Source organism: Streptococcus sp. HN38 (genome assembly GCF_028335765.1).
In the GTDB taxonomy this organism is placed as follows: domain Bacteria; phylum Bacillota; class Bacilli; order Lactobacillales; family Streptococcaceae; genus Streptococcus; species Streptococcus suis_P.
Window position 1 is genome coordinate 1869187 of the sequence record NZ_CP116604.1, and the last position, 18974, is coordinate 1888160.

At 42.7% G+C, this 18974-nt stretch carries 20 protein-coding genes; 9 read left to right on the forward strand and 11 right to left on the reverse strand.

Translation table 11 applies throughout. The features are described from left to right. Positions 1–29: 29 nt before the first annotated feature. The 4 genes from PHA78_RS09055 (at position 30) to lysS (ending at position 3560) form a co-directional block, all read left to right on the forward strand. A complete protein-coding gene (locus PHA78_RS09055) occupies positions 30–872 on the forward strand; it encodes a DUF368 domain-containing protein (RefSeq protein ID WP_029178740.1) in 843 nt (280 codons plus the stop codon). After that, on the forward strand, positions 872–1354 hold the full coding sequence (locus PHA78_RS09060) for an aminoacyl-tRNA deacylase (protein ID WP_029184917.1): 483 nt from the start codon (positions 872–874) through the stop codon (positions 1352–1354). The genes PHA78_RS09055 and PHA78_RS09060 overlap by 1 nt, the downstream gene beginning before the upstream one ends. A gap of 2 nt (positions 1355–1356) precedes the next feature. Beyond that, the gene (locus PHA78_RS09065; RefSeq protein ID WP_272158055.1) at positions 1357–1980 is read left to right on the forward strand and encodes a histidine phosphatase family protein; all 624 of its coding nucleotides are present in this window, start codon (positions 1357–1359) and stop codon (positions 1978–1980) included. A gap of 89 nt (positions 1981–2069) precedes the next feature. Then, positions 2070–3560: a lysine--tRNA ligase gene (lysS, locus tag PHA78_RS09070; protein ID WP_024408184.1), complete on the forward strand. Its 1491-nt coding sequence runs from the start codon at positions 2070–2072 to the stop codon at positions 3558–3560. Positions 3561–3885: 325 nt separating this feature from the next. On the opposite strand, the gene PHA78_RS09075 is transcribed toward lysS, so the two are convergent. The 4 genes from PHA78_RS09075 to PHA78_RS09090 form a co-directional block, all read right to left on the reverse strand. After that, positions 3886–4950, reverse strand: coding sequence for an LLM class flavin-dependent oxidoreductase (locus tag PHA78_RS09075; RefSeq protein ID WP_272158056.1), 1065 nt, complete (start codon positions 4948–4950; stop codon positions 3886–3888). Positions 4951–5073: 123 nt separating this feature from the next. Next, positions 5074–6324: an ABC transporter permease gene (locus PHA78_RS09080; RefSeq protein WP_272158057.1), complete on the reverse strand. Its 1251-nt coding sequence runs from the start codon at positions 6322–6324 to the stop codon at positions 5074–5076. Next, positions 6325–7020 (reverse strand): ABC transporter ATP-binding protein, encoded by a 696-nt coding sequence (locus tag PHA78_RS09085; RefSeq protein ID WP_272158058.1) that lies wholly within the window; start codon positions 7018–7020, stop codon positions 6325–6327. Further along, positions 7001–8167 carry an efflux RND transporter periplasmic adaptor subunit gene (locus PHA78_RS09090; RefSeq protein ID WP_024375883.1) on the reverse strand — a complete coding sequence of 389 codons (1167 nt, stop codon included), beginning with the start codon at positions 8165–8167 and terminating at the stop codon, positions 7001–7003. Before PHA78_RS09090 ends, PHA78_RS09085 begins: the two co-directional genes overlap by 20 nt. 213 nt (positions 8168–8380) lie before the next feature. On the opposite strand from PHA78_RS09090, the gene gorA reads away from it, so the two are divergent. Next, positions 8381–9730, forward strand: coding sequence for a glutathione-disulfide reductase (gene gorA / locus PHA78_RS09095; protein ID WP_024375882.1), 1350 nt, complete (start codon positions 8381–8383; stop codon positions 9728–9730). A gap of 50 nt (positions 9731–9780) precedes the next feature. On the opposite strand, the gene PHA78_RS09100 is transcribed toward gorA, so the two are convergent. Next, the gene (locus PHA78_RS09100) at positions 9781–10518 is read right to left on the reverse strand and encodes a cyclase family protein (protein ID WP_024375881.1); all 738 of its coding nucleotides are present in this window, start codon (positions 10516–10518) and stop codon (positions 9781–9783) included. Between the two features lie 204 nt (positions 10519–10722). Between PHA78_RS09100 and PHA78_RS09105 the strand changes: the two genes are divergently transcribed. Next, positions 10723–11262 (forward strand): biotin transporter BioY, encoded by a 540-nt coding sequence (locus PHA78_RS09105; RefSeq protein WP_024375880.1) that lies wholly within the window; start codon positions 10723–10725, stop codon positions 11260–11262. A gap of 11 nt (positions 11263–11273) precedes the next feature. Here the strand turns inward: PHA78_RS09105 and PHA78_RS09110 are convergent, their stop codons facing one another. Beyond that, the gene (locus tag PHA78_RS09110; protein ID WP_004194749.1) at positions 11274–11489 is read right to left on the reverse strand and encodes a YdbC family protein; all 216 of its coding nucleotides are present in this window, start codon (positions 11487–11489) and stop codon (positions 11274–11276) included. Between the two features lie 91 nt (positions 11490–11580). On the opposite strand from PHA78_RS09110, the gene PHA78_RS09115 reads away from it, so the two are divergent. Continuing rightward, positions 11581–11904: a hypothetical protein gene (locus tag PHA78_RS09115; protein WP_029185168.1), complete on the forward strand. Its 324-nt coding sequence runs from the start codon at positions 11581–11583 to the stop codon at positions 11902–11904. A gap of 212 nt (positions 11905–12116) precedes the next feature. Here the strand turns inward: PHA78_RS09115 and PHA78_RS09120 are convergent, their stop codons facing one another. Both PHA78_RS09120 and PHA78_RS09125 read right to left on the reverse strand, forming a co-directional pair. Continuing rightward, positions 12117–13406 (reverse strand): peptidase U32 family protein, encoded by a 1290-nt coding sequence (locus PHA78_RS09120; RefSeq protein ID WP_024380353.1) that lies wholly within the window; start codon positions 13404–13406, stop codon positions 12117–12119. A gap of 294 nt (positions 13407–13700) precedes the next feature. Beyond that, on the reverse strand, positions 13701–14630 hold the full coding sequence (locus PHA78_RS09125; RefSeq protein ID WP_002942891.1) for a peptidase U32 family protein: 930 nt from the start codon (positions 14628–14630) through the stop codon (positions 13701–13703). Between the two features lie 160 nt (positions 14631–14790). Here PHA78_RS09125 and PHA78_RS09130 point away from each other — a divergent pair, with 160 nt between their 5' ends. Beyond that, positions 14791–15105 (forward strand): DUF3270 domain-containing protein, encoded by a 315-nt coding sequence (locus PHA78_RS09130; protein ID WP_024375877.1) that lies wholly within the window; start codon positions 14791–14793, stop codon positions 15103–15105. A gap of 21 nt (positions 15106–15126) precedes the next feature. On the opposite strand, the gene nmlR is transcribed toward PHA78_RS09130, so the two are convergent. From nmlR to PHA78_RS09145, 3 genes are all read right to left on the reverse strand, one after another. Further along, the gene (nmlR, locus tag PHA78_RS09135) at positions 15127–15537 is read right to left on the reverse strand and encodes a stress response transcriptional regulator NmlR (RefSeq protein ID WP_002942889.1); all 411 of its coding nucleotides are present in this window, start codon (positions 15535–15537) and stop codon (positions 15127–15129) included. A gap of 99 nt (positions 15538–15636) precedes the next feature. Continuing rightward, positions 15637–16101 carry a hypothetical protein gene (locus PHA78_RS09140; RefSeq protein WP_024375876.1) on the reverse strand — a complete coding sequence of 155 codons (465 nt, stop codon included), beginning with the start codon at positions 16099–16101 and terminating at the stop codon, positions 15637–15639. 87 nt (positions 16102–16188) lie between these two features. After that, positions 16189–17124, reverse strand: coding sequence for a manganese-dependent inorganic pyrophosphatase (locus PHA78_RS09145; RefSeq protein ID WP_024375875.1), 936 nt, complete (start codon positions 17122–17124; stop codon positions 16189–16191). A 137-nt stretch (positions 17125–17261) separates the two neighbouring features. Here PHA78_RS09145 and PHA78_RS09150 point away from each other — a divergent pair, with 137 nt between their 5' ends. Next, positions 17262–18959, forward strand: coding sequence for a M3 family oligoendopeptidase (locus tag PHA78_RS09150; RefSeq protein WP_024375874.1), 1698 nt, complete (start codon positions 17262–17264; stop codon positions 18957–18959). Positions 18960–18974: the final 15 nt, after the last annotated feature.

The window sequence follows — 18974 nt, forward strand, 5'->3', positions numbered from 1 at the left end:
GAGCGTTATAATACATTTTGGAGGAAATTATGGCTTCTTGGATTTCAAGAATTATTAAAGGTATGATTATCGCACTCGGCTTTATCTTACCTGGTGTCTCTGGGGGGGTACTCGCTGCTATCCTCGGAATCTATGAGCGACTAATTGGATTTTTAGCAAATATTCGAAAAGATTTCAAGGAAAACTTTCTTTATTTTGTTCCTGTAGGAATTGGTGGAATTTTGGGAATCGCCCTTTTCTCTTTCCCTGTAGAATTTTTATTGCAACATTTCCAAGTCCCAGTTTTGTGGGCCTTTGCGGGAGCAATCGTGGGAACTATTCCTAGCCTACTTAAAGAATCAACTCAAAAGAGTAAACGAGATAGCATTGATTTGGCTTGGTTGATTGGGACATTCATTATTTCTGGCTTCCTACTTTACAATTTGAGCGATCTTGTCGGGACACTTCCAGCTACTTTTGCTAGTTTTGTATTGGCAGGTGCCTTGATTGCTTTAGGGGTACTTGTCCCTGGACTCAGCCCTTCAAACTTACTATTGATTTTGGGTATCTACACGCCAATGCTAAATGGTTTCAAGTCACTTGATCTATTCGGTACCTTCCTACCAATCGCAATTGGTGGTGTTCTTGCAATGGTTGCATTTTCAAAAGCAATGGACCACGCTCTGAAAGTATACCATTCACGTGTTTATCACTTTATTATTGGTATCGTTTCATCTTCTACTCTCCTAATTTTGATTCCACAAGCAAGTAATAAAGAGTCAATTTCCTATGCTGGAGCGAACTTTGTTACATGGATTGCTGCTATTGTCCTATTTATACTAGGAGCATGGTTAGGGCTTTGGATGAGTAAACTTGAGGAAAAATATAAATAATGGCAAAAAAGGTTAAAATAAAGAAAACCTTGGTGGACCAAATATTGGACAAGGCTAAGATCGATCATGATAGCCTTGTTTTAAATGCCCTTGAAGGCCAATTACCACCAGGAATTGAAGAAAAAGATATATACAAAACGTTGGCATTAACAGGTGATAAGACAGGACCTGTCATTGGTATTGTGCCTATTACTGAGCACCTGTCTGAGAAAAAATTAGCCAAGATCTCTGGCAATAAAAAAGTCAGCATGATTCCACAAAAAGACTTGGAAAAGACAACTGGCTATGTTCATGGTGCCAACAATCCCGTCGGCATTCGTCAGAAGCATAATTTCCCAATCTACATTGATCAATCTGCCCTTGAACTCGGTCACTTGATTGTCTCTGCTGGTGAAATTGGTCGCTCGATTAAAATCGATAGCCAGGTTTTAGCTGATTTTGTAAAAGCTGACTTTGCCGATTTGATTGAGGGGAGGGACTAGACTTGAAAATCTACTTTGTCCGTCACGGTAAAACCGAATGGAATTTGGAGGGGCGCTTTCAAGGCTATTCTGGTGATTCAGCTCTTTTGCCTGAATCTTATCAGGATTTAGAAAAACTAGGCAAATACCTTGCTGAAATCCCCTTTGATGCTATTTATTCTAGTGATTTGCAGCGCGCACATAGCACTGCCGTAGAAATTGCAAAAGCCAATCACCATTGCCAAACCGTTCTAACCACACAACAATTACGTGAATGGAATTTTGGAAGACTAGAAGGAAGCAAGATGGCAATTTTTCGTGCCATCTACCCCAAACAAGCCTGTGCACTCAAACATAATCTAGCACGATTTAAACACGATGTCTTTGATGCCGAATCTGTCCATCAGGTCACACAGAGAATGGTCGATTTTATCCAGTCTCTTCAAGAAGAAAACCTGGAAACAGTCCTCATCGTCAGTCATGGTGCCTTTCTAACTGCCTCTATTCATCGCCTGCTTGGTTTTCCACCTGCCCAACTGCGTCACCGAGGTGGTTTGGATAATGCTTCCATTTCCATTTTGGAAACGAGAGACTTTGAACACTTTACCGAACTGGCTTGGAATGATACCCGCTACAAATCTCACTAAGAAAGCAGTTTCTTGCTTTCTTTTTTGCTGATTTTTTACCTATTCTATGATAAAATAGAAGGAACAGACTTTGGAGGAATAAAATTTTTATGTCAACTGAACATTTTGAAGAATTAAATGACCAACAGATTGTCCGTCGTGAGAAAATGACGGCTCTTGCTGAACAGGGCATTGACCCATTTGGAAAACGTTTTGAGCGTTCTGCAAATTCAGCTGAATTGAAGGCCCAGTACGAAGACAAATCAAAAGAAGACTTGGAAGAATTAGGGCAAACAGCCATCATCGCAGGTCGTATCATGACCAAGCGTGGTAAGGGTAAGGCAGGTTTTGCTCACATTCAAGACCGCGAAGGCCAGATTCAAATCTACGTTCGTAAGGATGATGTTGGCGAAGAAAATTATGAAATCTTCAAAAAAGCAGACCTTGGTGACTTTATCGGTGTCGAGGGAGATGTCTTCAAGACAAACGTTGGTGAGTTGTCTATCCATGCTCGCAAGTTGACTCACCTTTCTAAAGCGCTCCGCCCATTGCCAGAAAAATTCCACGGTTTGACAGACATCGAGACCCGCTACCGCAAACGTTATTTGGACTTGATTACTAACCGCGAGAGCTTTGACCGCTTTGTGACCCGCTCAAAAATTATCTCAGAAATCCGCCGTTACCTTGACGGACTTGGTTTCTTGGAAGTGGAAACACCTGTCCTTCACAACGAAGCTGGTGGTGCAGCGGCTCGTCCATTCATCACCCACCACAATGCCCAAAATATTGACATGGTCCTTCGTATCGCGACAGAACTCCACCTCAAACGCCTGATTGTCGGCGGTATGGAACGCGTCTATGAAATCGGTCGTATCTTCCGTAACGAAGGTATGGATGCGACCCACAACCCTGAGTTCACTTCGATTGAGGTTTACCAAGCCTATGCAGACTATCAAGACATCATGGACTTGACCGAAGGTATTATCCAGCACACTGCCAAGGCTGTTGTCGGTGACGGTCCTGTGACTTATCAGGATACTGTCATCAACATCCACGAGCCATTTAAGCGTATCCACATGGTCGATGCTATTAAGGAACAAACTGGCGTGGACTTCTGGCAAGAGATGAGCTTCGAGGAAGCAAAAGCCCTTGCAGCTGAGCACAAGGTCCCTGTGGAAAAACACCATACAGAAGTTGGTCAAATCATCAACAGCTTCTTTGAAGAATACGTTGAAGCAACTCTAATCCAACCAACCTTTGTCTATGGTCACCCAGTAGCCGTATCTCCACTGGCTAAGAAAAACGATGAAGACCCACGCTTCACAGACCGCTTCGAGCTCTTCATCATGACCAAGGAATATGGAAATGCCTTTACAGAATTGAACGACCCAATCGACCAATTGGAACGCTTCGAAGCCCAAGCTAAGGCTAAAGAACTCGGTGACGACGAAGCGACAGGCGTTGACTACGACTACATCGAAGCCCTCGAATACGGTATGCCACCAACAGGTGGACTTGGAATCGGTATCGACCGCCTCTGCATGCTCTTGACAGATACCACTACTATTCGGGATGTACTATTGTTCCCTACAATGAAGTAAGAAACAGTAACCTTCTAGTATTGTCTTCACTAGGATATTCCAATCACTTTCCAGTTTCTTGGCGATTGGCTGAAAAGGTCTGATAGACCTTTTCACTCCCTACAATGAAATAGGTGACAAGCTGACAAGGTCTATCAGACCTATTTCACTCCCGACGATGAAATAAAAATTACAAACTATTTAACACCGTTACGTAAAACACTCTTGGAAATTCCAAGAGTGTTTTTGCATGCAAAAAATCCCAACCACATGGTCAGGATTTTCAGGAGATTATGAAAAATATTTAGGATTGACTATAGTATAACTCATCCTATCAACTATCTCATCAGTCTTGGGACTGATTCTCTTCTTTTTTTGCAAAATAATCTCGGACAATTGGCGCAACTTCTTTTCCGTAGAGTTCGATAGCACGGAGGACATCTTCATGTGGCATTGAGCCGATTGGGAGATGGAGGAAGAAACGGTCCAAGTCAAGTGTTTCAATAGTCTTGATAATTTTTTCAGCGACTCGTTTTGGATCTCCGACGATGGTTGCTCCTTCGTCTGTCAGAGAGTAGAGATATTGCGCCTTGGTCATCTCGCTCCAATGTGGGCGGTCTTTGGCAATATTGTCCGTAATTACTTTGGTTGGATGATAGTATTCTTCCACAGCCTTGTCATGGTCGTCTGCAATCCAACCCCAAGAATGGGCTGCAACCTTTGTTTTCTTCGGATCGTGACCTGAGTTACGAGCAACCTTGCGATAAGCATCGACTAAAGGTTTAAAGCGATGGGCACCTGCACCAATGACTGCATACACGATTGGCAGGCCTTTCTTAGCAATCTTGATGGTGGACTCTACATTGCCCCCTGTTGCCACCCAAATGGGAAAATCTTCCTGAACAGGACGTGGATAGACTGGCTTATTATCGACTGACTGGGTAAAATGCCCATTCCACTTGAGATTGGTTTCCTTGTCAATTTCCAGAAGCATGTCCAACTTTTCATCGAAGAGTTCTTCATAGTCATGGAGATCATAGCCAAACAAGGGGAAAGACTCCGTAAAGGAACCACGACCCGCCATGATTTCCGCTCTGCCATTTGACAAAGCATCAATGGTGGTGTACTGCTGATAAAGTCGTACAGGGTCCATGGAGGAAAGAATTGAAACTGCTGATGTTAGCTTGATATGCTTGGTATTGACGGCACCAGCTGCCAGCACAATCTCAGGTGCAGAAACCGCAAAATCTTCTCGGTGATGCTCCCCAATCCCATAAACATCAAGCCCCACCGCATCGGCTAGCTCGATTTCTTTGACTAGCTGACGAATCCGCTCGTCGTGGCTGTAAGTTCCCCCTGTTTTTTCTAGTGGAGTTGTTTCGCCAAATGTTGAAATACCTAATTCTACCATGATGTGTTCTCCTTTGAAATCACTCTTTCTTAATTGATGTGTTTATTTTATCTCTAACTAGTGATAAAGTCAATCAATTTGCTCAAAATAAAACGACTAGGAAAACCTAATCGTTTCATCATATTATTCGTAACGTAATGCCTCAATTGGATCAAGCTTAGAAGCCTTATTAGCAGGAAGAACGCCGAAGACAATTCCGACTGCTGCTGAAAAGGCTAAACTTCCTAATACAACCGGTATTGATATTTCAGCTGTCATCTCTCCCATAACCTTTGTGGCGTTGAGAATAAACACAATGGCTTGAGCGATAGCTAAACCGATTGCTCCACCTAAAGTAGTCAATACCATGGCTTCAATCAAGAACTGCATAAGGATATTCCCACGAGTAGCTCCCAGAGCTTTACGAAGACCGATTTCACGGGTCCGCTCAGTCACAGATACCAGCATGATGTTCATAACACCGATACCACCAACAAAAAGTGAAATTCCTGCAACGGAACCGATAAACATGGTAACCCCTGCCATTTCAGTCCTATAGGTATCCAACATAGCGGACATGTCATAGATATCATAGCGGGCTTCTTTTAGACCTGTAATGTTGGTCAAGTATGCTGCAGCAGCCTGACCAACCTCGGCAGCTCTACTCACATCTTCCACATGGACATAAAGACCGCTATTTTCTTTCATTCCGGTCTCCGCAGCCAATTGTGTATTGGTCATGACAGCATTTCCACCTGAATTCATACCATAAAGTGCCGTTCCTGCTTTGGGATCTTTGTAAACACCTACTACAAGATAGGAATTTGTATTTACGCTAACAGTTTGGTTAAGGGCCGCTTCTGCTGAACCAAAAAGTTTCTCAGCAAGTGCAACATCCAACATGATGATTCGTGAAAAACGACTATAATCATTGGCAGTAAATTGACGACCTGCAAGAACTTCAAATTTCTTTACATCAAAGTAAGCTTGACTGACTCCATTGATAGAAACATTTTCAGCTTTTTTACTTCCAGAAGAGACCTCAGCCATATTAGATATGCTAACGTAATAATTGCTGATGCCATCAATTTCCAAAAGCCCTTTCAACATAGAATCCGTTAAATCTGGCTCTTCTTCCATTGACATTTCACCGCCACCAATACTACCGAAGATTCCAGTTGTTCCTGCACCTTCTGGAGCAATATAGGAGGTAAAGTATACCTGTACATTATTCTGATCACCAGCCAGAGACTTTTCAATTCTCTTAGACATACCTGTTCCCATTGCTACAATGATCACAACAGAGGCAACACCGATGATAATACCTAACATAGTCAAGAGGGAACGCATCTTATGGGCTAGGATAGACTTGAGGGCAAATTTCCAATTTTCCATCTAGGCTTCCTCCCTTCTACTATCTTCGGTAATGATACCGTCACGCAAAACGATTTTACGTTTGGCATAGGCAGCAATCTCAGGCTCGTGTGTAACCATGATAATGGTCTTTCCTTCATTATTCAACTCTGTCAGAAGTTGCATAATCTGCTCGCCTGTCTTAGTATCCAAGGCACCTGTTGGCTCATCTGCCAAGATAATAGCTGGTGTATTGACCAATGCACGCGCAATGGCAACCCGTTGTTTCTGACCACCTGACAATTCTGACGGTAGGTGGGTCATCCGTTCTGCCAATTCGACTTTTTCTAAGTATCGCTTGGCTAATTTTTTTCGTTGATTGGCTGGAACCCCTGCATAAATCAAAGGTAACTCAACATTTTGAAGGGCATTGAGTTTGGATAATAGAAAGAATTGTTGGAAAACAAAGCCAATCTGGTCATTGCGGACGGAGGCTAATTTCTTCTCAGACAGTTGACTAACTTCTTCACCTTCTAACCAATAGTTCCCTGAACTGGAACGATCCAATAGCCCGATAATATTCATCAAGGTTGATTTCCCTGAACCAGAGGGTCCCATAATAGCAAGAAATTCTCCCTCTTCCACCTCGAGATCTATATCTTTGAGGACACGAAGTTCTTGGTCACCGTTTTTATAGGATTTGTTTATATTGGTTAATCTAATAAGTTGGTTCTTCATAGGCTTCAACCTCTTTTCCTTCTTCAAGGTCTGGAGTTGGAATGGTGATGACCTGATCTCCTGCTGCAATACCTCCTGTCACCTCTTGGTTGAGAGCATCAGCATTTCCCAACGTTACTTCCACTTTTTTAGCTTTTCCTTCAACAATGGTCCACACAAAGTTTTTATCGCCTTCTGGTACAACTGCTGTTACAGGAATCAAAATATGGTTGGTAGTATTAACCACTTCAATATTGACAGTGAAACCTTGTTTCAACTCACCTAATTCACTGGTCAAAGCAGCCTTGAAAGGATATTTGGCACCTGAGCCACCACCTGCTCCTGCTACTGCACTTGTTGCTTGTTCAGTTGATGGATAGTTAGAAATATAGGTAATCTTACCAGTCCATGACTTATCTGGGTATACCTTGCTGGTTAATTTCACTTCTTGATCAACTGCAATATTAGCCAAATCATATTCCGTCAAATTTCCTGTCACTTGTAGGCTACCTTGGTTGACGATATGAACAACGGTCTGACTAGAAGTTGAACTCTTCGAAACTGATTTATTCACTTCAACAACCGTACCAGCTACTGTACTTGTAACTGTAGCTTCTTGCAAGGCTGTGTAAGCTTTATCCACAGCAGCTTGTGCATCTGCGTAGCTATCATTCAAATCGGCCAACTGTAAATCGACTGAACGTTGAGCTGCAGCTGTTGCTGCAGCATCTGTTTCTGCATCACCCGTTGTTTGAACAGTTTGACCATTGGTTCTCAAATCATAAATCTGACGTCCAATCTTATCACGCCCACGAACAGCAGTATCCAAAGCAGACTGTAATTCTGTAGCATCATAGCGAATCAAAGGTGTTCCTACCTCAACTTGAGTTCCTGGCTCAACCAAGACCTCGCTCAAATCTCCTTTTGAAGGATCATAGTAAACGTATTGTTCATCTGCTGCAGAAATCGTTCCTGTCAATAAGGTCGATGAAGCAATCGATCCCTCTTTAGCTACTGTATAGGTCAAACTGGTCGCAACTTGCTCTGTAGAAGTTGGTGAGGAACCACCTAATACGCCTCCAAATACCAAGGCACCACCAATTAAGGCGACAGCCGCAACACTGAGACCACTGAACAAAGCAATTTTAGCCTTCTTTGTCTTTAACATATGATACTCCTTCTCTAATTCAAAACATATTTATTTTGTATTGTCTTTATAATACACAAATACACGTTTTTTTGCAAGTGTTTTCTTAATCATTTTACAAAAAGTTCGGTATTTTTCCTACTTACAATTTTGTAAGAGAACGTAGCGGATTTTTGATTGATAAGTAAAAAAACGATAGAATGAAGATAATTATCATTTAGAGGAGAAAAACTCATGAAAGAATTTGATATTATTGCCATTGGTGGAGGCAGCGGCGGTATTGCTACTATGAACCGTGCTGCTATCTATGGGGCTAAGGCTGCTGTGATCGAAGGAAGCCACCTTGGCGGAACCTGTGTCAACCTTGGTTGTGTTCCCAAAAAAATCATGTGGTACGGTTCTCAAGTGGCTGAAGCCATTCACCACTATGGCCCTGAATATGGATTTACTAGCCAAGAAGTGACCTTTGATTTTGCCACCTTGCGTAAAAATCGCGAAGCCTATATTGAGCGTTCACGCGCATCCTACGGTAATACTTTTAACAATAACGGAGTAGAAGTTATCCAGGGTTTCGCACGTTTTGTGGATAATCAAACGGTTGAAGTCAATGGTGAACTGATTCGTGCAAAACACATTGTCATCGCAACTGGCGCCAAACCGGTAGTCCCTGCTATTCCTGGCAGTGAGCTAGGGATTGTATCTGACGATGTCTTTGCATGGGAGGAATTACCTTCTTCTGTGGCTGTGATTGGTGCTGGTTATATCGCTGTGGAAATGGCCGGTCTCCTACATGGACTCGGTGTCCAAACTGACCTCTTTGTTCGTGGCAATCGCCCTCTTCGTAGCTTTGATACCTACATTGTTGATGCCTTGATGGAAGAAATGCAACGAACCAACCTTCCACTCCATACTGGGAAAACTCCTGTCAGTCTTGAAAAAACAGAGGACGGCCTCATTCAAATTAACTTTGAAGATGGAAGTAGCCATCTTGCCCAAAAAGTTCTCTGGGCAATTGGTCGTAAACCAAATGTGGAGCAGCTCAATCTTGAAGCAGCAGGTGTTCGGTTGACACCGTCTGGCCATATCGCTGTGGATGAATACCAAGAAACTGGCGTCCCTGGCATCTATGCTCTTGGTGATGTGACGGGTGAAAAAGAATTAACACCCGTTGCAATCAAGGCAGGTCGCCTTTTGGCAGAACGTTTATTTAACAATAAACCAACCGCAAAAATGGATTACACAACCATCCCAACTGTCGTCTTTTCTCACCCCGCTATCGGAACCGTTGGTCTAACTGAGGACGAAGCGATTGCCCAATACGGTCAGGACAATGTAAAAGTCTATACTTCAGCCTTTACTTCTATGTACACTGCCCTAGAAAACAATCGCCAAATGGCTAAGTTTAAATTAGTAACTGTAGGAGAAAATGAAAAAGTCGTTGGACTGCACGGCATTGGCTATGGTGTCGATGAAATGATTCAAGGATTCTCAGTTGCTATCAAAATGGGAGCTACAAAAGAAGAATTTGATGCCGTTGTCGCCATCCATCCGACAGGTTCTGAAGAATTTGTTACTATGCGTTAACTCAATTGAAAAAGTCCAGACATGAAGGTCAGCACTGTCTGGACTTTTTCTTATGGTAATATAGCAATTGCTCGCACTGGTGAACCCGAAGCCTTCTCCCAATGAGGAAAAGCGATTGAAATCAATGCACCTGTTGGCGGTACCTGATCCAAGTTTGCCAATACCTCCAACTGATAAATATCTTTTGATAGGAGATAGTATTCTTCTGGTAAACTTCCTCCGTGTTTGGCTGCAGATACTCCTGAATCGGTATCCAATGTTTCATGACCAACTGCTTTCACCTGACGTTCTTCAATCAAATATTCTAGAGCTTCATGACTCCATCCTGGTGTACGTTGAACTCCATCTTCGTCTAGATTACGAATGGCATCTTGACTGGGCCAGCGCTTTGACCAATCCGAACGAAAGGCAACAAAAGATTCTGGCGCTATCGGACCATATTCAGCCTCAAAGTCTAAAATATCCTGCTTAGTTATCTCATAGTCATTATTTGCTATAACAGCAGATGATTTATCAATAACGTAGAGTGGTAGGAGTAAATCTTTCAAATCAATCTCATCAAGATAACGAGCTCCTTCTACAAAATGAATCGGAGGATCAATATGGGTTCCGTACTGCCCCACAACCGTAAATTGTTCGACAAAGAAACCATCCTTATGAGTAAATAGGGCTTTCTTTTCGAGAGCTGGTAGCGCAGGGAAATGCGGGCTCTTTTCATTGATTTGGTGAGTCAAGTCTACCCAAGTTTTAGATTTAAGAGTACGGTAAATATCAAGTAATTCTGTCATAGAAATTCTCACTTTCTTTTTTTATTATTCTAGCATAGGTATAGGTTGTTTTACATATAATTTGTTGTTTTTTACTATATGAGTTTCTTATTAGCTGTTATAAAAATCACCTATAGAGTTGTTACAGCCGATGAAAGAGCATTGACTTTCTTATCCAATCTCACTATAATTTTTGTTAACCATAAAATTTTAAGAGGGTAACAAATGAAAACAACTTCTATCAAATCACTTGTTTATATCGCTATTGGAACAGCCTTAATTTCCACCCTTTCACAAATCAGTCTGTCTATCGGACCTGTACCATTTACATTACAAACCCTAGCTATCGGCTTAGTAGCTTGTTTATACAAGCCGAAAGAAGCCATTGCAAGTTTAGCCCTTTATCTAACTCTAGGCGCTATCGGCCTTCCCGTCTTTGCTGGATTCTCAGGTGGATTTGCTGCTCTCGTGGGACCAACTGCAGGCTTTTTATGGGGCTTCCTAGTCTATGCTGCTATTACTTCTGTCCTCACCAAGTCAACTTCCTCACCTGTGACTGTTTTCTCAGCTTGCCTTCTCGGAACAGCAAGTTGCTTCCTTTTAGGCTGTTTGGTCTTTAAGTTTGTTTCAGGAGCGAGCTGGTCAGATACCTTAGCCTGGACAGTCCTTCCATTTATCCTACCAGACTTGGTCAAAATTTTCATTGTTACTCTATGCCACCGCCTATTGCAACCTATCACCAAAAAAGAAGCCTTTTTCTCCTAGGCTTCTTTCATTTATTTATTAGCAAAGGCATCCAAGAGAACTTGGAATTCTTCATTGCTGAGCGTGATCCCCTTGCCCATCTTGGTATGGTCAGGACTCCAGGTACGGATATCATACTTGGCTGGTGCACCATTAAATGATACACGATTGAGTTCCTTGGTCCAGCCCTTATCATTTTCAGATAAGACCAATAATTTTTCTTCAATTTCAAATGTAAATTCTGCCATTTGTTACCTCCTCACTTATCTATTCGAAAAAGCTTGTCATTTTTATAAAAATTAGATAATATAATTATATCAAGTTTGAAAGGATTATGCCATGAAGAAGTTTTTAGAAGTTATTTTCGAGCAGATTACCGTCTTTTTAGAACATGGCAAAGCTCCTAAGTCTATTGAGCCAGATAGCAAGGAAGATATCAAGAATAACTTGGAGCTGGCTTTATATAAAAAAGCTGCAGTCCATGTCATCTATGGTGATCGTAGTTTCACAGGTGACATTGTGAAATATGATACCGATCGCCAACGGATTATCATGAAAAATTTCAAACGTCAGGTTACCAGCATTATAAAAATCGAGGACATAAAAAAAGTTACCTTGGTTCCAGATAGCATCAAGACTTCTCAACAACAAACAAAAGGCTGAAATTTCGGCCTTGCAGATTGAAGAAAAAGTCCATTTTGGACAATTTTCTTCAATCTTTTTTCTTTATATTGAAAATTAAAAACTCTCAGAAACACCGAAATATCAATGTTTCTAAGAGTTTAATGACTTGCTATCTTTCGCAAACTTCTTCAATTTTTTATATTTTTAAGAGTTTATCTACGTTCTGAGGCTGAAATTTCGGCCTTTTTATTTTATGCACGAATAGTTAGGGATTGCCCGTCCTCTTGGTAGAGGTTGATGAGGCCAGATTTACAGGCACGGATCATGTCGCCAGGGTAGATTTCACGGTCTAGTTTGATCGTCAAGAGTTCCATTGGCTTGTTGGCGCGGTCAATCTTTTCTCCATTTGAATCATGCAAGTCCTGAATAGTGGTTTCAAAATGACGGAAACCTGGTCCGTAAAACTCTACTTGGTCACCTTCGTTGATAACATTACGCTGACGAATGGTTGCAGTCATGGTTTCCTTGTCAAAAGCCACTACTTCGGCGATGAATTTGTATTCTGGAATCTTACGGCGGGCTCCAAAGAGCTGCTCATTTTCACTCGGCGGGCTATAGTAGAACCCTGTTGCCAATTCTCGTTGGGCTACCTTCCACATCTCATCAATCAGGTCTTGTTTGATCGCTTCAAACTTTTCTGGGCTTTCAAGATAAGCATCTACCGCTGCCTTGTAGCAGTTGGTTACGGTTGATACGTAGTGGACAGATTTCATTCGACCTTCGATTTTCAGACTATCAACCCCATTTTCAATCATGTCTGGGATATGGTCGATCATACACATATCCACCGCAGACATAGAGAACTCCTCTGGTATTTCCCCCTTAATCGAACGGCGTTCTTCGCCAAATGGGAGGTCGTAGAGGTTGTACTTCCAGCGGCAAGACTGAGAACATCCGCCACGGTTGGCATCGCGTTTGCTCATGTGGTTGGAGAGGACGCAGCGACCTGAGTAGGAGATACACATGGCTCCGTGAACAAAGGCTTCAATCTCAACGTCTGTCCGTTTGCGGATTTCAGCCACTTCTTCCATGGTCACTTCGCGGGCCAGAACGACACGAGTCAAGCCCAATTCCTTCCAGAACTCGAAGGTCTCATAGTTGGTTGATGAAGCCTGAGTAGACAGGTGGATTTCAAGGCCTGGTGCTTCGGTTGCACAGATAACGATGAGAGCCGGGTCAGATACGATAACAGCATCCAAGCCCATGTCCCGCAATTCACGGAACCAGGCTCCTGCTCCTTCTTCATTGCCTTCGTGGGTCACCATGTTGGCAGCAACATAGACCTTGGCGCCACGGGCGTGGGCATATTCAATCCCTTCCCGCATCTCGTCCATGGTAAAGTTACCAGCTCGGCTACGCAGACCGTAGGCCTGACCGCCAACAAAGACCGCATCAGCACCATAATCAATGGCAACCTTCAATTTTTCCAAAGTCCCAGCAGGTGACAAGACCTCGGGACGCTTTAATGTTTTTGACGTCATGTAAAATCTCCTCTATTTGCGACGGTTTCCACATGAAACGATATTTTTTCATGTGGAGACCTAGTGCAGAGTTTAGAAAATCGCCCAAAGGCGTTTTCGCGCTCTGACCTTACATAGTAAGTGACAGAGCTAACTCTGCCAGGATAGAATACTGTAAACGATGTTGTTACACTCGGAAACCTAGTGCAGAGTTTAGAAAATCGCCCAAAGGCGTTTTCGTGCTCTGACTTTACATAGTAAGTGACAGAGCTAACTCTGCCAGGTTAAAGTAAATAAATTCTACTATAAATATTGTTATTTAACCTTATTACGGTCAAATTCGTAGAAGCCTGTATCCAAACCACGTTCAGCTGGATGGAGCTTGCGAACCTGTTCATCCAAAAGGAAGGCCTGATCATAAGTGAAGTCGCCTTTTTCAATCAAATCTCTTGCTTGAACAAAAAGCTTAACAATTTCAACAAAGTTCTGACCAGGGCAATAGATACCATCAAGTTTCCAATTATGATAACCATGTTCATCTAATTCTGATAGCTTGGTCATCATATCAATGTCATTGTTGATAAAGATATGGGTGCCATGCTTATCTTCAAAAATGGAATAGTGGCTATCTGGGTCGCTCGGCTCAGCTAAGAAAAGTCCGCGTCCACGTGACAAATCTGTCTCATCAGCCTTTGTAAAATTGTAGTAATTCTGTAACAAGGTTCGTTTAGAATGGTGAATAACAGAGGCGCCGTAGACCAAGATTTCCGCTGGCATTTCCAAGTTCTTAGCAATATCAAAGAGTTCTTCTGATGGAATCTCTCTTGCCAAAACAGCCTCTACTGCTCCATGATCTTTCCAAAAGTTAATCTGACGGCTGGAAGTCACAAAGACAGATGTATCATAGATTAGCTTGAAATTGTAGCCATCACGTTTATTGATATAGAAAATTCCAGTATCTCCGACAACCAGATAATCAACCTTGATTTCCCTCATTAGCTCCATAAACGGTTTGATATTGTCCATCATATCTTGGTGCATGAGGGCATTGGCAGCGACCGTCAATTCCTTCCCAGCGCTATGAACTAGCTCTGCTATTTCCCTGAGTTCATCATAGGTAAAATTTGTTGGGATGCGAAGGGCATGGTCCTCTTCCCCAACATAAATACGGTCAACTCCTGCTGCAAGCAGTTCTTTGACCTGCTCAATACTTTCAGCTGTTGCTGTAATGATAATTTTTTCCATAAAGATAATTATATCAAAAAGAGAAATATCTGATAAGTGACTACCTGTATTTTAATATTCAGACTTTTCTAATTTTTCTCTTGTAACATTATTGTAATATAAATGACATAAAAATTCAGCAATGTTATGGTATTCTTTAGGGAGCAGAGAAGGAGACGATATGGCATTAAGACACTATCAGTCCCATGAGTACCGGTACGAAGAGTATATCCCGAAAGAGAAAAAGGCTAATTTTCAAACCTATCAGGCAAAAAATACCAATAAAGAACGTCTAAAGGAATTGTTGTTTTTTGTTAATATCGCATTTTTTAGTTTGATAACAGTCATCGCTAGTTATGTCTATCTATCCGTAGGCATTCCTGTTTTTGTTGCCATCATATTGGCAAGTGCGACGGGTTTTCTTGGACTACGTTTGGTTCAAATTGGGCTAAAGAAGAAATTTAAACCCAAACAAGTTATAAGAAAAAATGAATAATGAATTATAAAGGCAGAGAAGTTATCCTCTGCCTTTTTTGAATGAACTACCGCCGTCTGTGAACAATTGATTCTCTGCACCTCTTAATATAGTCTGGTAATTTTCTATTTTATAATCTAAACGATCTAGAGCTTGCTGAATTTCCGACAAGCGTGACCGCAGTTCTTCCTGCTCTTCTTTTAGTAAATCAATCCGAGCTTCCACTGTACTATCTCCTGCCTGCACCAAGCCCATATACTCAATCAAGCGCTCAATAGACATACCAGCACTCCTAAAACAGCGGATAAATTCCAAAATGGCTACATCACTTTCCGAAAAATTCCTTACTCCAGAAGATTTTCTTGCAATTTTGGGAATAAGTCCTATCCGCTCATAGTAGCGAATGGTATCTGCTGATAGGCCTGTTACATCACTAACTTCTTTGATATTCATTCCAGGCTCCTTTCTTTGTTTTCGCTTATTATACACCTTGAAGTCAACTCTAAGTCAAGTCATTATATAAAAAATCTGGGTTTCCCCAGATTTGCCATCCTATAAATACTCGCCCTTGACAACAAAGAAGCTGCCACGGATTTCGCCTGCCAGTTTGGAGCGTTGGCGGGCAAACTTGAATTTGCCTTCAAATTCTTTGGGAATGTCAATGCCGTCTGACAATTTGAAACCGACAGCTCGTTTGCCTCCTTCTTCTAGCGTATAGAGGACATTGACAGCCAGGCCATTGTCATAAAAAACAAATGACCAGAGAATACCGTCTACCTCAAGCTGGGCTACGTTGAGGGGCGTATAAGAGAAAAACATGTCCCGCTCTGCCAAGACCTTCTCGATGAAGGGCAGGATTTCAGGCTTCTCTTCTGGAGTATAGACCACAAACTCCTGCTTGTATTTGTTCCAGAAATAGCGGGCTTCATTGGCACGCAGACCGGCCAAGACTTCTGCGACTGGACTAGTTTCCAAGCCTGTCGTTTCGACTTCTTTGAAATTTACTGTATAAGACATGATTTTCCTTTCAATAAAGAAAGCACCCGAAGGTGCTAGATAAGGCCTTCCTACCGACTCCAGGTTCGAGGTCGGTAGAAAAATTTATTAGGCGTTGAAAGCATCTGTCAATTGTGGCACCACTTGTTTCTTACGTGAAACGGCACCAGCAAGGAAGGCATGATTGTTTTCCAACTTGAAGTTAAAGGCCGCTTCCACCTTGTCCATGTTGCTACCAAGCGCAAGGATTTCAGAATTTGAGTTAACGATGTCTGTAATCATCAAAACAAAGTCAGAGTAGCCATTTGCTGCTGATGCTGCTGTCATAGCTGCTTCGATTTCTGCTTGGCGTTCCAAGACTTCCGCAATATCCACTGTGTTGACTTGGGCTACACGCACGTCATTGCCATTCAAGCCAAATGTTTTGGCATCAATGTCAATCAATTCTTCTGCTGACTTGCTGGCAAGGTTGGTACCAGCTTTCAAGAGTGCCAAGCCGTATTCCTCCAAGTTTACACCAGCAATTTCAGCCAATTCAGCCGCAACCTGTGGATCTGTTGCGTGAGTGGTTGGTGATTTGAGCAAGAGTGTGTCTGAAATCAAACCTGATAGGAGAAGTCCAGCTACTTCTTTTGGAGGTGTTACTCCGTTTTCTTTAAAGGCACGGTAAACGATTGATGATGCTGAACCTACTGGCTCCAAACGCATGTACAATGGATTTGCCGTTTCGAAGTTTGCGACACGGTGGTGGTCAATGACAGCTGCCACTTCCACATCCTTGATGTCTGCAATTGATTGTTGGAATTCGTTGTGGTCAGTCAAGATAACTTGGCTAACGCCTTCTGCCTTAGCTGATTCAACCACACGCGGTGCTGTCACACCAAAGTAATCAAGTGCAAAGGCTGTTTCTTCATTAGGAGTGCCAAGGGCAACTGCTTCCGCATCGCGACCGAAAGCCTCACGCTCCAAGTAGGCCCAACCGTATGAAGATGCGATAGCATCCGTGTCAGGATTTTGGTGACCAAAAACTAAGAATTTTGACATTTCTAAAACCTCATTTTTCTAATAATCTCCTACATTTTACCATAAATAGAAAGACTTGTGAACATGGACGAGTCCAGATTTGCCAAACGTTTTCAAAAAGAGTAAGATAGTAGGTAACAATGCAAAAGGAGAAACATATGAAATTTTCAGACTATACCTATGTCCGTCCCGATTATGAAGCCATTAAGGCTCAATTTACTGACCTGACCGACCAGTTGGCTCAAGCAAGTGACTTGGAAACAACTCGTACACTTGTGGCAGCCGTTACCAAATTACTCAACCTGATCGATACCCAGTACAACCTCTGGATGATCCGTCATACTATCGACATGAACGATGAGTTTTACAATGAAGAAACCAAGTTTTGGAATGAATATTCGCCACTTTTTGAAGAATTGACCACCAACTACTACCGTGTCATTGTTCAGACCCCTTACAAGGAAGAGTTATCAGACATCTTGCCTAAAACCTTCTTCATGCAGGCAGAAAACAAGCTCAAGACCTTCTCATCTGATGTGATTCCCTTATTCCAAAAGGAAAATGAATTGACCGATGAGTACAGCAAACTGATTGCTGGTGCAGAGATTGATTTCCAAGGACAGACTTACAACTTAGCACAAATGGGGCCATTCGGTCAATCAACCGACCGTGACGTCCGCAAGGCTGCTTCTGCTGCCACAACTGCCTTCTTTGAAAGCAAGGAAGCCGACTTTGACCGTGTTTACGATGAATTAGTAAAAGTCCGCACAGAAATCGCCCACAAACTTGGCTTCAAGGACTATGTGGAATACGGCTACCTCAAGATGAACCGTTTCGACTACAATCGTGACATGGTCAAGGTATACCGTGAAGAAATCCTCAAACATATCGTACCAATTGTACAAACTCTGCGTCAACGCCAAGCCAAACGCTTGCAGGTGCCAAGCCTCAAACACTACGACCTCAATCTTGAGTTTTTGGACGGAAACGCAGTCCCTCAAGGTGACCCTGACTTTATCGTCAGCCAGGCCCAAGACATGTACCGTGAATTGTCCGCAGAAACAGGCGAATTCTTCGATTTCATGATTGAGCATGAACTCTTGGACTTGGTTGCAAAACCAGGCAAAAACAGCGGTGGCTACTGCACCTATATCCCTGACTTCAAGAGCCCATTCATCTTCTCCAACTTCAACGGAACCAGCGGTGATATTGATGTCTTGACCCACGAAGCAGGTCACGCCTTCCAAGTCTATCGTTCGCGTTGGATTCAAAGTCCAGAAGTTGTTTGGCCAACCTACGAAACCTGTGAAATCCACTCCATGTCTATGGAATTTATGACCTGGCCATGGATGGACCGTTTCTTCAAGGAACAGGTGGATAAGTACAAGTTTACCCACTTGGCAAGTGCCCTTCTCTTCTTGCCTTACGGTGTCTTGGTAGACCACTTCCAGCACGAAGTCTATGAACGCCCAGAGATGACACCAGCAGAACGCAAGGCAACTTGGAAAAAACTCCAAGACCTCTACTTGCCAGACCGTGACTATTCCGAGTCAGTAGCCCTCAACCGTGGTATCTTCTGGTACCGTCAAGGTCATATATTTGCCAGTCCATTCTACTACATCGACTATACCTTGGCTCAAGTCTGCGCCCTCCAATTCTGGAAACGCACGCAGGTGGATCACGATGAAAATGCTTGGGAAGACTACATCCGCATCTGTGATTTGGGTGGCACCAAGTCCTTCTTGCAAGTGGTTGAAGCCGCAAACCTCCAATCACCGTTCAAAGAAGGTGCCCTCGAAAGCACCGCCAAGGCTGCTGCCGATTGGTTAAATGCAGTTAAGGATGACGAACTATAACAGACAAAAATCTGA

What these genes read in the sequence shown, in the direction of transcription:
- PHA78_RS09055 (WP_029178740.1), top strand. Translation starts at nt 30, where the DNA reads ATGGCTTCTTGGATTTCAAGAATTATTAAAGGTATGATTATCGCACTC.
- PHA78_RS09060 (WP_029184917.1), top strand. Translation starts at nt 872, where the DNA reads ATGGCAAAAAAGGTTAAAATAAAGAAAACCTTGGTGGACCAAATATTG.
- lysS (WP_024408184.1), top strand. Translation starts at nt 2,070, where the DNA reads ATGTCAACTGAACATTTTGAAGAATTAAATGACCAACAGATTGTCCGT.
- PHA78_RS09075 (WP_272158056.1), bottom strand. Translation starts at nt 4,950, where the DNA reads ATGGTAGAATTAGGTATTTCAACATTTGGCGAAACAACTCCACTAGAA.
- PHA78_RS09080 (WP_272158057.1), bottom strand. Translation starts at nt 6,324, where the DNA reads ATGGAAAATTGGAAATTTGCCCTCAAGTCTATCCTAGCCCATAAGATG.
- PHA78_RS09085 (WP_272158058.1), bottom strand. Translation starts at nt 7,020, where the DNA reads ATGAAGAACCAACTTATTAGATTAACCAATATAAACAAATCCTATAAA.
- PHA78_RS09090 (WP_024375883.1), bottom strand. Translation starts at nt 8,167, where the DNA reads ATGTTAAAGACAAAGAAGGCTAAAATTGCTTTGTTCAGTGGTCTCAGT.
- gorA (WP_024375882.1), top strand. Translation starts at nt 8,381, where the DNA reads ATGAAAGAATTTGATATTATTGCCATTGGTGGAGGCAGCGGCGGTATT.
- PHA78_RS09100 (WP_024375881.1), bottom strand. Translation starts at nt 10,518, where the DNA reads ATGACAGAATTACTTGATATTTACCGTACTCTTAAATCTAAAACTTGG.
- PHA78_RS09105 (WP_024375880.1), top strand. Translation starts at nt 10,723, where the DNA reads ATGAAAACAACTTCTATCAAATCACTTGTTTATATCGCTATTGGAACA.
- PHA78_RS09110 (WP_004194749.1), bottom strand. Translation starts at nt 11,489, where the DNA reads ATGGCAGAATTTACATTTGAAATTGAAGAAAAATTATTGGTCTTATCT.
- PHA78_RS09115 (WP_029185168.1), top strand. Translation starts at nt 11,581, where the DNA reads ATGAAGAAGTTTTTAGAAGTTATTTTCGAGCAGATTACCGTCTTTTTA.
- PHA78_RS09120 (WP_024380353.1), bottom strand. Translation starts at nt 13,406, where the DNA reads ATGACGTCAAAAACATTAAAGCGTCCCGAGGTCTTGTCACCTGCTGGG.
- PHA78_RS09125 (WP_002942891.1), bottom strand. Translation starts at nt 14,630, where the DNA reads ATGGAAAAAATTATCATTACAGCAACAGCTGAAAGTATTGAGCAGGTC.
- PHA78_RS09130 (WP_024375877.1), top strand. Translation starts at nt 14,791, where the DNA reads ATGGCATTAAGACACTATCAGTCCCATGAGTACCGGTACGAAGAGTAT.
- nmlR (WP_002942889.1), bottom strand. Translation starts at nt 15,537, where the DNA reads ATGAATATCAAAGAAGTTAGTGATGTAACAGGCCTATCAGCAGATACC.
- PHA78_RS09140 (WP_024375876.1), bottom strand. Translation starts at nt 16,101, where the DNA reads ATGTCTTATACAGTAAATTTCAAAGAAGTCGAAACGACAGGCTTGGAA.
- PHA78_RS09145 (WP_024375875.1), bottom strand. Translation starts at nt 17,124, where the DNA reads ATGTCAAAATTCTTAGTTTTTGGTCACCAAAATCCTGACACGGATGCT.
- PHA78_RS09150 (WP_024375874.1), top strand. Translation starts at nt 17,262, where the DNA reads ATGAAATTTTCAGACTATACCTATGTCCGTCCCGATTATGAAGCCATT.